The following is a 13397-nucleotide window of genomic DNA, read 5'->3' on the forward strand; positions in this document are numbered from 1 at the left end:
GGCCTTCAGCCTTCCTGCGCGTAGACGGTGCACGAGGACGTGCACGTCTCCGCCACGCGGATGCGCGCGACGGTGGTGCCGGGCACGTTCACGCGCTCGAAGAGCCACGCGGCCAGCAGCTCGCTCGTGGGGTTCTCCAGGCCCGGGACGTCGTTGAGCAGCCGGTGGTCCAACTGGGCGTGCAGCGGCTGCCAGGCGGCGTTCAGCTCCGCGAAGTCCACGATCCACCCGAACTGAGGGTGCACGGGGCCTCGGAGGGTGATTTCGATGCGGTAGCTGTGGCCGTGCACCCGCGAGCACTTGTGCCCTTCCGGAACGTTGGGCAGGCGGTGCGCGGCCTCGAAGGTGAACTCCTTCGAGATTTCAGTCACGAGGGTGGGCTTCTTCACGGATACGGCCTCCATTCGGCGGCCTTGTATCCGCGTTCACCCCGTGCGTCCACGGCTCGTCTCAGGGGGCGGGCACTCAGACGCCGAGTGCGGTTCCCAGACGTGCGAGCAGCCCCGGCCAGCCTGGCTTCATCCCCTCGAAGGCCCGGCGGCCCATGGGCGAGTCCAGGTTGAAGCCTTCGTGGATGAGGGTGAGCCGCGTCCCCGTCCCCTCCGGCACGAGCCGCCAGGTGAGGGTGGTGTCGAGCGTGCCCGTGGCGAAGCGGTACTGAAGGAGCCGCTCCGGCTCCACCGCGACGACCTCACAGGGCTGCTGCCCCCAGGCGCCCATGTCGAGCGTGAAGCGGTGGCCCACGATGGGGCGCACGTCGCCCGCGGCCCACCACTTCGCGTGGAGCTCCGGCGTCGTCAGGGCCTTCCACACGGCGGAGGGCGGATGGGCATACACATGGTCCAGTTGGATGACGGCGGGGGGCTTCATTTGCGTGACTCCTCGTCGAGCACGTCCTCGAGCGCGGCGAGCCGCTGCTTCCAGTAGTGCGTGAAGGCCTTGAGCCAGTCGTCCACCTCCGACAGGGGACGCGGATCCAGGTGGTAGTAGCGCTCCCGGCCGCGCGGCTCCTCGCGGACGAGCCGCGCCTTGCGCAGGACCTGGAGGTGTTCGGAGACGGCGGGCCGCCCCAGGTTGAAGCCGCTCGCCAGGTCATTCACCGCGCGCGGCCCCTTGCGCAACTGCAACAGGATTTCCCGGCGCACCGGATTGGAGAGCGCCGAAAAGACATCCGGTTCGGACATGGCCCGGATTGATACGTCGGAAATATCCGACGCGTCAAGAGGCGTCGGATATTTCCGACGCGTCGTCGGGCGGGTGTGAAGCGGCTATCGGCGGGCGGCGCGCGCCTGCGCGAGGGGGGCGCGCTGCTCCCGGCGGACGGGGAGCCGGAGGAGGTGGGCGTAGCGCGCGAGCCGGTCCTCGAAGCGGCGGGCGTCGCGGCCCCAGTGCACGACGACGTTGCGCTCGGGGTCCTTCCGGTGCGTCAGCGCGATGCCGTACTCGTCCTGTGCGCCAATCCAGTCCGGGTGGTGGCGCCGCTCGCAGTCCAGGCCCACGTAGTGGTCCAGGGGCTCGTTCCAGGTGAAGGCGCTCAGGGCCCCGGCGCCGCGCAGGATGACCTCGCTGGCCGTCACCACCACCTCCAGCCGGGTGCGGACACAGCGCAGGATGAACGTCACGGACACGAAGCCGCCCAGCACCACCACCAGGGGCAGCATCCACTCCTCGCGCAGCCGGGCCAGGGACAGGCCCTGGTCCAGCGCGTAGGCGAGCGGAATCACGACGAACAGCACCAGCGTGAGCAGGGGCCACACGACCTGGCCGACCAGCGGGCGCGTGTGGAAGCGCAGCGGGAGGTCGCCTCCCATGTCCATCTTCCGTGGAACCGGTGAGAGCACTTCGAAGAAGGACATGGGGCCGGCGTCTCGGGCGTGCGGGCGATGGATGCCTTTGACCCAAGCTCAACATGGCGGCGGATGGGCTGTCCACGTCTTCCCGGGTAGTCCGGGAGTCGCCGGACGGGCCGCGCCCTTCAGCGGGAGTGCTGTTTGAAGAAGTCCCACAGGATGGTGGTTCCGTCGGGACCCGCTGGGTCCGCGAACGGGAAGGCGCCGTCACCGCCGGGCCATGCGTGACCCATGCCCTGGATTTCAATGTGCCGCACCAGGAGCACGCCGTTGGAGACGTAATCCCTCACGGTGTACTTGCGGCCTCCGGTTGAAACACCGGACGTCGTGCTCGCCGGGGTGTTGGACACGCTGTTGTTGTCGGAGCCGTCATCGCCGTAGTCATTCGTCTGGAGGAACTGGCGCGCGGCCTGCTGTCCGTTGATGGGATTGACGACGTCATCCGCGGTGCCGTGGACGACGAGCACCGGCACCTTCCGGCGCGGCTTGCCCGAGCACGCCCAGGCGTCATGGCCCCGGTCATCCGGCGAATAGATGCTGCCGAACGTCATGGCGTAGAGGCTGCCGGAGGCGGTGGTGGCCGCCTTGTACATGGCGCCCGCGCCCACCATGCCCGCGGCGAACACCTCCGAGTAGCAGGCCATCAGGACGCTGGTCATCACCGCGCCCGCGGAGACGCCACCCAGGTAGACGCGGCGCGAGTCCACCGCGTAGTGGCCCTTCACCCAATCGACCATGCCGACGATGAGCGACGGCTCGCCAATGCCTCGCTCCTGGTTGGAGGAGAACATGAAGTTCCAGCACTGGGTGCCATTCGCATACAGGGCCTGGTTGGGATAGAGCACCAGGAACCGCTCCGCGTCCGCCTTCGCGTTCAGCCGCGTCAGGCCCGCGAACTGGTCCGGGTTCTGGAGACAGCCATGCAGCCCCACCACGAGCGGGAGCGGCTCACCGGGCTGGTAGCCGGTGGGGACCCAGAGCTGGAAGCTCCGGGTGCCCCAGGGGTTGGAATAGACGCCGTGGACCCACTCGCCCGCGCGGGCCGGCGTGGCGCCCAGCACCGCGAACAGCGCGCACACCGCCACCGCCACGCGAGCCATGGCCTGGACCTTCCGAGTCACCGACATGTGCCTGCCTCCTGCTTCAGCCAGGACGCGACATGCGCCCGGGTGACTCGACCTCCCGGAGGAACCTCTCCACCGCGCCGGCGACCTGTCCGGGTTGATCCACGGGCGCGGCATGCCCGGAATCCGTCAGCACCTGGAGCCATGCGTCCGCGAGCTGGCCCGCGTAGGCCTGCTTCGTGGACAGCGGCGTGTAGTCCCGCTCGGAGTGCAGCACGAGCACGGGGCAGGTGATGTCCTTCAGCCGCTCCTGGACGCTCCAGCCGATGAGCCCCCGCGTCGCGCGCAGGTACACGTCCGGGGCGTTGGCGCCCAGGGACTCGATGGCCCGTTGGCGCAGGGCCTCCTGCTCCGGCTTGGGGAACAGCTTCGGGGCCACGCGCTTCGCCAGCCCCCGGGGACCCAGCAGGCGCAGCACCAGCAGCCGCGCGGCGAACTCCAGCCTCCGGCGGAGCGTGCGCGCCACCATGTCCGGCCCGCTGTTGACCACGGTCAGGCTGCGCACCAGGTCCGGCCGGTCCACCGCCAACTGGAAGCCCATCATCCCGCCCATGGACAGGCCGATGACGTGCACCTGCGACAGCCCCAGCCCGTCACACAGCGCGGCGATGTCGCACGCGAAGAGGGCCACGCCATACGCGCCCGCCGGCTTGTCGCTCCGCCCGTGACCCCGCGCGTCCGGCACCAGCACGCGGTGATCCGCCGACAGCCGGGGCACCACCGCGTCCCAGTCGCTGCCGGACGAGCCCAGGCCGTGGAGCAGCAGGATGGGCGCTCCCTCGCCGGACTCCTGGAAGTGCAGGGTGACGCCGTCGGGAAGGGAGAACGTGGGCATCGTCAGGTGAACGACCGTTCAGCGCGGGGATTGGACTACGCTCACAGGGTCGGTGGAACCGTAGCTGAACGACCGTTCGTTTTTCAAGGTGGCCCCATGGCGTCTTCCTCCCCGTCCCGTCTTCGCGCGCGCAAGGCGGTGCTTCCGGACTCGGCGTCGGCTGACGGCACGCGTCGCCGCATCCTGGAGACGGCGCTCCAGCTCTTCGCGAGCCGGGGCTTCCATGACGCGTCCATCCGGGACCTGGCCCAGGAGCTGGAGCTGCGGCCCAGCGCGCTCTACTCGCACTTCCCCTCCAAGGAGCACGTGCTCGCGGAGCTGGTGCGGCTGGGGCACGAGGCGCACCACGAGGGTTTGCGCACGGCGCTGCTCGGCGCGGGGGCGAAGCCGGTGGAGCAGCTCCGGGCCCTGGTCCGGGCGCACACGCGGCTGCACGCGACCCATCCGCAGTTGGCCGTGGTGGTGAACGACGAAATCCATGCGCTGCCGCCGGAGCTGGCGGCGCCGTCCCTGGCGCTGCGGGAGCAGTCTTCGGCGTTGCTGATGGCGGTCATCGAGCGGGGGCGCGCGCAGGGCGTGTTCTCCGTGCCGCACGCGGGCGTCGTCGCCGCAGCCATCTCCGCCATGGGGTTGCGGCTGCCCTACTGGTTCGAACCCACGCCCGCGCTCGACGTGGACGCGCTGTCGGACCTGCACGCGGAGCTGGCGCTGCGGATGCTGGGGGTCAAGGCCGGGAAGTGAGGTGGGGTGTCGAAGCGCCGGTGCGCGGGTGGCGCACGGGTTGCTAAGTGTCGCCATGCCGGCCGGGCAGGGTGCCCGGCCGTGGCTTCCTGGCCGCGATGTCCTCCGAACGCTCCCTCCCGCATGCGGCACCAGCCCCACGGCGCGGCTTCCTGGCCACCGCCGTCCTCACGGTGTTGTGCCTGCCGCTGGCGGTGTCCACGCCGGCTTCGCCGCCGCCCCGGCTGGTCCTCTGGGCCTGGGAGCGGCCGGAGGACCTGCGCTTCCTGGAGGGCCGCGCGGTGGACGTCGCCTTCCTGCTCGCGACGCTCGACCTCACCGACGAGGACTCGCACCTGCTGCCTCGCCGGCAGCCGCTCCGGGTTCCGCCGGGCACCGCGCTGAAGGCCACCGTGCGGTTGCAGATGCTTCCGGGCGCCTCGCTCGCGCGCTTCGGTCCGGAGCGCCTGGAGTCGCTGGCCGGGAGTCTGGAGTCGCTCGTGCGCCGCCGCCCCGACGTGACGGCGCTGCAACTGGACTTCGATGCCCGCGCATCGGAGTACGAGGCGTACGTCGACCTGCTCCAGCGGCTGCGCTCGCGCCTGCCTCCGGGGATGCCGCTGTCCATCACGGGGCTTGCGTCATGGTGCGCGCCTGGCAGTTGGATTGCGCGGGCGCCCGTGGATGAAGTGGTGCCGCAGCTCTTCCGCATGGGCCCGGACGCGCCGGTCTGGCGTGCCCGGTTCGCGCGCGGCCTGCCCCGCCCGTGCGCGGGCAGCATGGGCCTGGCCATGGACGAGTGGCAGCCCGTGCCCCCTGGCGTTTCGACCCTCTATCTCTTCAACCCCCGGCCGTGGACGCCCGATGCGTTCGCTCGCGCCGTGGCGGAGACCCGACCATGAAGAACGCAAGAACAGTCCTGGGGCTCGTGGGCCTCGCGGTGCTGCTGCCTCCCGTCATCGCCGACGCGTGTGGACCCGACTTCGGGCCCGAGCCCCGCTTCTACGTCGTCGACAATCCCGACCGGCCCTTCAGCCACTACGCCGCCGGACGTCTGGGCATCCTCCGCCGCACCTTCGACCCGCCGTACCTCGCCTTCGCCTTTCGCTCGATGATGGGCATCCCCACGACGGCGGAGGAGCAGAAGCACCTGGTGGCGGGGTGGACGGACGCGGAGTCCCGCTACGGGCCCGACCCGAGCTGGGCCCGCGACCAATGGGCCGCCGTCCGGCAGGAGGTCGCGCCCTTCAAGGACCTGCCGCAGGTGGACGCCAACTCGTTGGTGTACGCCTCCAATGACGCCTACATCCACGGCGATGCCTTCCTTCATGCCGCGGTCACGGCCCGCGCGCTCGCGAAGGAATGGAAGCAGCGCCCGGCCCTGCTGCTGGAGTGGGTCGGGAACCAGGACACCGTCTTCAGCAAGGGCTGCACCCTGGCCGCCCCGGCGCCGGGCATCGAGGAGTCGCTGACGCCGCGTGAGAAGGCGCGCAGGCAGGCCGAGCGCGACTATCAGGCCGCGTCCATGCACCTGTACTGCGGGAGGTTCGACGAGGCCGCGGAGGCCTTCCAGTCGATTGCCAGCACGGCGGACGCTCCCTACCGGACGCTCGCCGCGTACCTCGTGGCGCGCACCCGCGTGCGCGAGGCGCTGTTCCTCCAACCGGACGACTTCTACGAGGAGCGCACGTTGGATGAGGCCTCGCTCGCGCGCTTCACCCGGGCGGAGGCGGCCATCCAGAAGGTGCTCGCGGATCCGAAGCTGCGTGAGGTGCACGGGCCCGCGCGGCGCCTGCTGACCCTCGTGCGTTTGCGCCTGTCGGCGGACACCTGGCGGTGCGAGCTGTTCTCACGGGTGCTGGAGAAGGGCACGGGCTCCGGGTTGGAGGCGGAGCTGGCTGGAATCTCGCCGGGGTCCGAGGTGGAGGGCAACGCCGTCACCTGCCCGGGGCTGAAGCCTCGCGCGGCGGAGCTCGTCGAGTGGCTCCGGCTCATGACCGCCCCCGAGGAGCCCGGTGCTCCGGAGGGGGCGTGGCCCGCGAAGACCTACGCGACCGCCGTGGCCCGCTGGAAGAAGAGCGCGCACCCGCCCTGGCTCGTGCTCGCGCTGCTGTCGGCCCGGGCGGACGCGCCGGAGGTGCCCGCGCTGCTCGCGGACGCGGAGAAGGTGCCGGTGGAGTCTCCCGCGGGCATGACGCTCGCGTGGCGCTCCGTACAGTTGCTGCGGGCGCGGGGACAGTTGGCGGAGGCCCGGGCGCGGCTGGACGCCATTCCCCCGGAGCTGGTGCGCGAGCAGCTCTCCGTGGACAACGCCCTGCGTGAGGAACGACTGCACCTGGCGAACAGTTGGGACGAGGCCCTGCGCAACGCGGCCCAGTTCCTGGTGGAGGAGTTCGTCATCGCTCCCCAGCCAGACGGCAGTGCACCGATGGGACTCAGCGGCGCGCGGGCCTCCTTCCTGGAGTCCCATGTCCCCACGCGCCGGCTGCGCGAGTGGGCCGCGCTTCCGTCGTTGCCCCCCGAGCTGCGCCGGCAACTGTCGTGGGCCGTGTTCGCCCGCGCCGCGGTGGTGGGGGATGACGCCATGCTCACGGCCCAGGCGACCACGCTCGCGGAGACGGAGCCCAAGGCGCGCGCGGAGCTGCTGGCCATCGTGGGGCGGCCCACGGCGGAGGAGCGTCTGTTCGACGCGCGGCTGCTGATCATGGGGCTGCCGGTCGTGTCCGCGAGGGTGGAGCCCGCCAGGGACCGTCTGGCCAACGTCTCCCCGAAGCTGGACCTCACCGAGGACCTGAGCTGGTACCGCAACGGCTGGTGCGTGCCGGGGACGAAGAACCTGGAGGACCCGCTGAAGACACCGCTCCCGTTCGCGAGCCCGGAGGAGCGGGCGGACGCCGCCAGCGAGTGGAAGGCCCTCAACGAGGCGGGCTCCTCCGTGGCCTTCTTCTCCCGCGTGGCGCTGGACTGGGCGAAGGCGCACCCGCAGGACCCGCGCTCACCCATCGCGCTGTTCCGCGCGGTCCGCTCCAGCAAGCGGGGCTGTGGCCAGAACACCCCGGAGGCGAAGAAGGCCTTCGCGTACCTCCACAAGCACTACGGCAAGACGGAGTGGGCGCGCCGCTCGCCTTACGTCTACTGACGCGAGCGGGGCCCTACTGCTTGGGCCGCACGATGCGGAGGATCTTCCGCCGGAAGATCTTGTCGCGCGCCTCGTCGGTCAGGCGCGTGGACTTCACCTCCAGGTAGATGGACGGGTGGTCCGAGTAGTACTTGCCCTCGGACCTCAGGTGCCGGGAGCCGCTGGCGCCCATCAGGCCGTACATGCCGGGACCCACCAGCTCCAGGTCCTCCGTGTCCGCTTGGTAGTAGCCCATGTAGTGGGCGTTGCCGGCGGAGTTCGAGTACTGCTGCTGGAAGAGCGGGATGGCCTCCGTGCTCTTGTGGGCCAGCATGTACGTGGGCTGCGTCCCCGGCTGACCGTCGAAGAAGACGCCCCGGCTCCCCTGGGCCGTCTCCTGGAGGTCCATGTTGAAGTCCCCCACCATCACCTGGATGCCCTCGGACTTGCAGAAGGTCTGCAAGGCATTGCGCTCCACCTGCCGCTCGTGCGGATTGGAGCCCGTCAGCGACGCGCGCAGGTGCACCCCGGCCACCGTCACCGAATGGCCATACCGGTTCCCGAGCGTCACCTTGAGGATGTACTCGTCCTTGGCCTTCAGCTTCGTCTGGATGGACGCCGTCTTGCGCGTGAGCGTGCTGGCCTCCAGGTAGAAGCCGTCCTCCTTCACGTTGTCCAACTGCCCATTGATGTCCTCGCGCAGGTAGAGGGCGATCTCGTTGACGTGCTTGATGCCCTTCACCGTCGCGTCGTCAATCAGGTGCTTGCGGACGTAGGACATGCCCAGGCCGGGGACGTCGATGCGGTCCGGGAAGGGCGAGCCCGTGGGGTTCTCCGACAGGAAGATGAAGACGGGGTAGTGCTTGTAGCCGCGCAGGTTCCGCTCGATGCGCTTCTTGCGCCGGTCGCTCCACTGGGACGAGTCCGCCGCCTGGGGGCCGTTGCTCTCCAGCCAGGACTGGAGGTTGTCGTCGTAGTCCTCATCGCGGACGTGCATGTTGCGGATGAGGTCGCACTCCTGCCGCACGATGTCCGCGAGCTTCGCGGCGATGTCCGGCCCCTGGAGGAACGCGCTGGAGGCCATGCTGGGGACCAACGGGTTCGCGAGGTTCGCCCCGTCCACCCGCATCCCCGTGTCATCCAACGTCGCGCTCAGCCCCTTCACGCCCTTGGCCGTGTTGGCCTTGTAGAACTTCTTCGCCGCGTCGAAGGGGATGAACAGGATGGAGACGCGGGGAAGGGTCGCGGTGTCGATGCCTTCGTCGAGTTCGCGCTTCGGCATGGCGTCCCCTCCCCGTGGGTGCGAGCTACTTCCAGGAGCAGCCCTTGATCTTCTTGCAGAAGGCTTCGTTGGTGGCCTTCTCGCACGCGATGGCCACGCCGCCGCACATATTGGACCCGAACATGTAGGCACATCCAGGCTGGCTGCTGCAGTACATCTGGGAGAAGACGCCGCAGAAGTTCGCCTTGCCCGTGCAGCGGCCCGCGCCCTGGGACGCGCTGGCGTCCTTCTCCGGCGTGGCGGCGGTGCCCGCGTCCTTTCCTTCGACCCCGCCATCCGCCTTCGCGGAAGGGGAGGGCTTCGGCTTCTTCGCCGTGTCCGCCGCGTGCGCGGGAGCGCCCAGCAGGGCCGCCGCCATCGTGAGCGCCATGAAGAGACCGACACGCTGTCCGTGCTGCGCCATGTTCCTGTCCTTTCGGTGTGGGACCGGCCCGACTTCCGCCATAACAGTCCACGAGAAGGGGACTCAGCGGCGTGCAGCATGCCCGCCTGCCCGCATGGGAGTCGAGCCGCCAGGCCTGCTTCAGCGTTGGGGGCGCTGCTCCCACCAGACGCCCCAGTCCTCCAGGGCGGTGGAGTACTCCCGCTTGCGCGGACCCTGGGCCGGGACGTGAAAGGTGCCGTCGTACAGCGGCGCGAAGCGGATCAAGCTGGAGAGGCCATCAAGCTCCCTGCCCCAGGGGTCCACCGCGTACCGGACCTCCTGGGCCGTGGCGCCGCCGAGGGCGTCCTGCCGGGCCCATTGCTGCGTACAGACGGTGGTGGGGACCGTGTGCGAGCCCCGGGTGACCGTCTCCTGCCGGACGGGCTTGAGCTCTCCCAGGACGGGCGGCCACCAGGGGAACACCGTCGCGGCCTGGGTGATGAAGCCGAACAGGCCCATCCCCAGCGAGGAGCTGACCGCGCCCTGGAAGTCGCCGCAGGGAGGCGCCGCGCCCGGGGCGCCCGTCCACGTCGTCGTCAGCACCTGGCCCGCCTCCGCGCTCATGCAGGCGCGGTGCAGCTTCGGGGACTCGCTGTCCGCCTCCGTCACCATGTCGTACCAGGTGCCCGGGCCCAGGGGATGTTCCAGGGTGGGCACGTCGCCCGGCTCGAGGGTGCCCTGGCGGAAGGAGTGGAGCTTGAGCTGGGTGGAGACGGTGACGCCCATCCCCGCGGGGGCGCTGCTGGCTTCGAGCAGCCCCTGGGTGAGGTACAGCGGCCCGGGCACTGACGCGTAGACGAGCACGTCCCGTGAGCCATCGCTGACGCGGGTGTCGTGCACGGAGCGCCATGCATCCCAAGTGCGTCCCGCGGCGGAGAACCGCTCCTCGGTGACGTCATCGCCCCGGAGTTGGATGGGCGGGCGCGGCTGGGACGCCTCCATGCGCATGGGCAGCACGTGGGCCTTCGTGAGCGCGCGATGCGGGTGGGGGCGGCCCCGGTCATCCGTGAAGGTGATGGCGAGCCAGGCCCACGGTGGCCTCACGGCCACGACCTCCACCGCCATCCGGCCCTCGACCGTGTTCGTCCGGCCCGGGGGCTCCTCGCGGATCTTCCCCTCGAAGAAGGCCTTCATGTCGAACGGGATGTAGGGGTCGAACAGGGTGCCGCTGAAGGTGTACTCCACGCGGTCCCCCACGCGGGCGTACTTCCACGGCGAGGCCGCGGCCTCCGGCGGAAGGGGCACGGGCTTCATGCCCACGCAGGCGGGGCCTGACGCGAGCGCCGCGCACAGCAGGAGGAGGACCTGGAGGAAGCGCGGCCGGGGGGGCTCTCTGTCTGTCATGGTCTTGGGCCGGCTCCGTTCCGCAGCAGCAGGGCGGCGCGGTGGATGGCGGCGCGGATGCGCACGTAGGTGCCGCAGCGGCAGACGTTGTCGCTCATGGCCGCGTCGATGTCCGCGTCGGTCGGCTGGGGGTTGCTTCGCAGCAGCGCGACCGCGGCCATGATCTGCCCCGGCTGGCAGAAGCCGCACTGGGCCACGTCCTCGGCGATCCACGCCTCCTGCACGGGGTGCAGGCCGGACGCGTCCGCCAGTCCCTCGATGGTCTTCACCTCGCGGCCCGCCACGTCGCCCACGGGGTGGAGGCAGGGACGGAAGGCTTCACCGTCCAGGTGGCTGGTGCACGCGCCGCAGACGCCCACGCCGCAGCCGTACTTGGGCCCGGTGACGCCCAGCACGTCGCGGAGCACCCACAAGAGGGGCAGGTCCGCGGGCGAGTCCACCGACACCGGCTGGCCGTTGAGGAGGAAGGAATGGGCCGGCATGGTCAGGCTCCCTCGTCGAGGATGGGAAAGCGCGTGGGCATGGCGCCCGTCGCGCGGGCGATGGCGTTGGCGAGGGCCGCCGCCGCGCTGGGGTAGCCCAGCTCTCCCACGCCGCCCACGCGGTCGTCGGAGCGCACCAGGTGCACCTGGATGGAGGCGGGGGCGTGCTTCATCCGCAGCCACCGGTAGTCCGCGAAGCTGCCCTCGCGCACGGCGCCCGCGTCGATGTGGAGCCCGGCGCTCAGCGTGGTGGACATGGCGTCCATCGCGGCGCCCTGGAGCTGGGCCTCGATGCCCTTGGGGTTGATGGGCAGGCCCACGTCCGCGGCGATGACCACGCGCAGCACGCGCGGCGTCCCGGACGTGACGTCCACCTCCACGAGGTGGGCGATGGCGCTGTCCCACTCCTCCAGCACGGCGACGCCCTGCGCGACGCCGGGAGGCAGCGCGCGGCCCCAGGCGCCTTCGAGCACCACCCGCTCCAGCACGGCCTTGAGCCTGCGGGACGTGAGGCGGGAGCGCCGCAGCTCCACGGGGTCTCGCTGGAGCTCGCGGGCCAGTTGGTCGACGAAGATTTCGTTCGCCACGCCCACCTGGCTGGTGAAGACGGAGCGGAAGGACGCGGTGGGGATCGGGAGCGGCACCTCGGCCAGCTCCTGCGCCACCCAGCCGAACTGGTAGGGGACGTGCTGGGTCAGCGCGAAGAACACCGCGCTGGTGACGTTTGGCAGGACCTGCCCCAGCAGGGAGGTGAGCAGGTCTCCGAAGCCGTGGGGGAACTCCACGGTGGGGATGGCGGCGCGGTGCTGCCAGCCGAGGATGGAGCCGCCCGGGCCCAGCGAGGCGAGGATGCGGTGGTGGCTCGCGGGCCGGTAGTGCCCGTGGCGCATCTCGTCGTTGCGGCTCCACATCAACTTCACCGGCTGCCCGAGCGACCGGGAGATGAGCGCGGCCTCCACGGCGGCTTCGGTGAAGAAGCGCCGGCCGAAGCCACCGCCAGCGCGGATGGGATGCACGGTGACCCGCTGCGGGGTGAGCGCCCACCCGAGCGCCGCGGCGACCTGGCTCCGCGCGAACTTCGGATCCTGCACGCCGGACCAGACCTCCGCGGTGTCCGCCGTCACGCGCGCCACGCAGCTCTGCGTCTCCATGGGCGCGTGCGCGAGGTAGGGGAAGTCGAAGCGGCCTTCCACGACCCGGGTCGTGAGCAGCGGAGGCAGCGGCCGGGGGCCGATGGCGTCCCGCAGCCGGGTCCGGATGCCGGCGTCGGAGAGGTGGCTGGCCGGGCCCGGGGTCCAGGTGACCTGCAAGGCGTCACGAGCGGCGAAGGCCTGCGAGAACGTCCGCGCCGACACCGCGATGCCTGAAGGGATTTGCACCACGCCCACCACGCCAGGCATCGCCCGGGCCGTGGAGGCGTTGAAGGACTGGACCTTGCCGAGCAGCGTGGGTGGCCGTGCCACCACCGTGGGCACGGCGCCCGGGAGGTCCAGGTCCAGGGTGAAGCGCGCCGCGCCGGTGACGATGTCCCGTGCGTCGACGCGCCCCGTGGGCTGCCCGACCACGGTGTACTGGCTCGGGGGCTTCGGCAGCGGAGAGACCTCTGGCAGCAGTACGCGCGCGGCGTCCTCCGCCAGCTCGCCGTAGCCGAGCCTGCGGCCATCGGGAGCGCGCACCTCGCCTTGCGCGGTGGAGAGCGTGAGGGCCAGCACCCGCCAGCGGTGCGCGGCGGCGGTGACCAGCCGTGCCCGGGCCTCCGCGGCGGCGGCGCGGAGCGGACCGGCCAGGTAGCGCATCGTCGAGGACAGGCCGGTGAGCTGGATGAGCCAGCGCGGATCCGCGTCGGCGGTGTGCACGTCCACGGCATCGAGGCCGATATCGAGCTCCTCGGCGACGAGCATGGCGATGGCGGTGGTGATGCCCTGGCCCATCTCCGTGCGGGGCAGGGTGGCGACGACGCGCCCGTCGGTCCGGATGGCGACGTAGAGGTTGAGTGGTGTCTCTTCCGGGGCCGTCGAAGGCTCCGACGCTTCGGCGGAGGGGACGTCGAGCGCGAGCCGGGCCGCGACCATCAACGTGGGAGAGGCCACCAGCCACGTGAGGAACTTGCGGCGGTCCAGGCCGCTGGGAGGAGCGGCTGTGTCCGTGGGCAGCGTGTCAGCCATGGAGGAAGTCTGTCACGCGGCCACGGGCGGGCCCAACGACCTGGCAAGCCCTG

General features: G+C 70.9%; 14 protein-coding genes. 3 read left to right on the top strand and 11 right to left on the bottom strand.

Annotation, left to right across the window (positions count from 1 at the left end; all coding sequences use genetic code 11):
• Positions 1-5: 5 nt before the first annotated feature.
• The 6 genes from queD to K8612_RS32045 form a co-directional block, all read right to left on the bottom strand.
• Positions 6-404, bottom strand: coding sequence for a 6-carboxytetrahydropterin synthase QueD (queD, locus tag K8612_RS32020; RefSeq protein WP_223741133.1), 399 nt, complete (start codon positions 402-404; stop codon positions 6-8).
• 61 nt (positions 405-465) lie between these two features.
• A complete protein-coding gene (locus tag K8612_RS32025) occupies positions 466-870 on the bottom strand; it encodes an SRPBCC domain-containing protein (protein ID WP_223741132.1) in 405 nt (134 codons plus the stop codon).
• A complete protein-coding gene (locus K8612_RS32030; protein ID WP_120566657.1) occupies positions 867-1184 on the bottom strand; it encodes a helix-turn-helix transcriptional regulator in 318 nt (105 codons plus the stop codon). Before K8612_RS32030 ends, K8612_RS32025 begins: the two co-directional genes overlap by 4 nt.
• Before the next feature lie 84 nt (positions 1185-1268).
• On the bottom strand, positions 1269-1811 hold the full coding sequence (locus tag K8612_RS32035) for a hypothetical protein (protein WP_223765020.1): 543 nt from the start codon (positions 1809-1811) through the stop codon (positions 1269-1271).
• A 164-nt stretch (positions 1812-1975) separates the two neighbouring features.
• Positions 1976-2977, bottom strand: a complete 1002-nt coding sequence (locus K8612_RS32040) for a PHB depolymerase family esterase (protein WP_223765021.1) — start codon at positions 2975-2977, stop codon at positions 1976-1978.
• Positions 2978-2993: 16 nt separating this feature from the next.
• On the bottom strand, positions 2994-3809 hold the full coding sequence (locus K8612_RS32045) for an alpha/beta fold hydrolase (RefSeq protein WP_223765022.1): 816 nt from the start codon (positions 3807-3809) through the stop codon (positions 2994-2996).
• 96 nt (positions 3810-3905) lie between these two features.
• Here K8612_RS32045 and K8612_RS32050 point away from each other — a divergent pair, with 96 nt between their 5' ends.
• The 3 genes from K8612_RS32050 to K8612_RS32060 all read left to right on the top strand — a co-directional run bounded on the left by K8612_RS32050 (position 3906) and on the right by K8612_RS32060 (position 7668).
• A complete protein-coding gene (locus tag K8612_RS32050) occupies positions 3906-4550 on the top strand; it encodes a TetR/AcrR family transcriptional regulator (RefSeq protein ID WP_223765023.1) in 645 nt (214 codons plus the stop codon).
• Between the two features lie 98 nt (positions 4551-4648).
• Positions 4649-5431: a DUF3142 domain-containing protein gene (locus K8612_RS32055; RefSeq protein ID WP_223765024.1), complete on the top strand. Its 783-nt coding sequence runs from the start codon at positions 4649-4651 to the stop codon at positions 5429-5431.
• Positions 5428-7668: a hypothetical protein gene (locus K8612_RS32060; RefSeq protein ID WP_223765025.1), complete on the top strand. Its 2241-nt coding sequence runs from the start codon at positions 5428-5430 to the stop codon at positions 7666-7668. The genes K8612_RS32055 and K8612_RS32060 overlap by 4 nt, the downstream gene beginning before the upstream one ends.
• Positions 7669-7681: 13 nt before the next feature.
• Here K8612_RS32060 and K8612_RS32065 read toward each other — a convergent pair whose 3' ends face one another.
• The 5 genes from K8612_RS32065 to K8612_RS32085 form a co-directional block, all read right to left on the bottom strand.
• Positions 7682-8929 carry a hypothetical protein gene (locus K8612_RS32065; protein ID WP_223765026.1) on the bottom strand — a complete coding sequence of 416 codons (1248 nt, stop codon included), beginning with the start codon at positions 8927-8929 and terminating at the stop codon, positions 7682-7684.
• Between the two features lie 25 nt (positions 8930-8954).
• A complete protein-coding gene (locus tag K8612_RS32070; RefSeq protein ID WP_223741124.1) occupies positions 8955-9332 on the bottom strand; it encodes a hypothetical protein in 378 nt (125 codons plus the stop codon).
• A gap of 120 nt (positions 9333-9452) precedes the next feature.
• A complete protein-coding gene (locus K8612_RS32075) occupies positions 9453-10697 on the bottom strand; it encodes a DUF6068 family protein (RefSeq protein ID WP_223765027.1) in 1245 nt (414 codons plus the stop codon).
• Positions 10694-11179: a (2Fe-2S)-binding protein gene (locus tag K8612_RS32080; RefSeq protein ID WP_223765028.1), complete on the bottom strand. Its 486-nt coding sequence runs from the start codon at positions 11177-11179 to the stop codon at positions 10694-10696. Before K8612_RS32080 ends, K8612_RS32075 begins: the two co-directional genes overlap by 4 nt.
• 2 nt (positions 11180-11181) lie before the next feature.
• Entirely contained in the window at positions 11182-13344 is a 2163-nt protein-coding gene (locus K8612_RS32085) for a molybdopterin cofactor-binding domain-containing protein (protein ID WP_223765029.1), read from the bottom strand.
• Positions 13345-13397 lie beyond the last annotated feature (53 nt).

Source organism: Corallococcus sp. AS-1-6 (genome assembly GCF_020037015.1).
Taxonomy (GTDB): Bacteria; Myxococcota; Myxococcia; order Myxococcales; family Myxococcaceae; genus Corallococcus.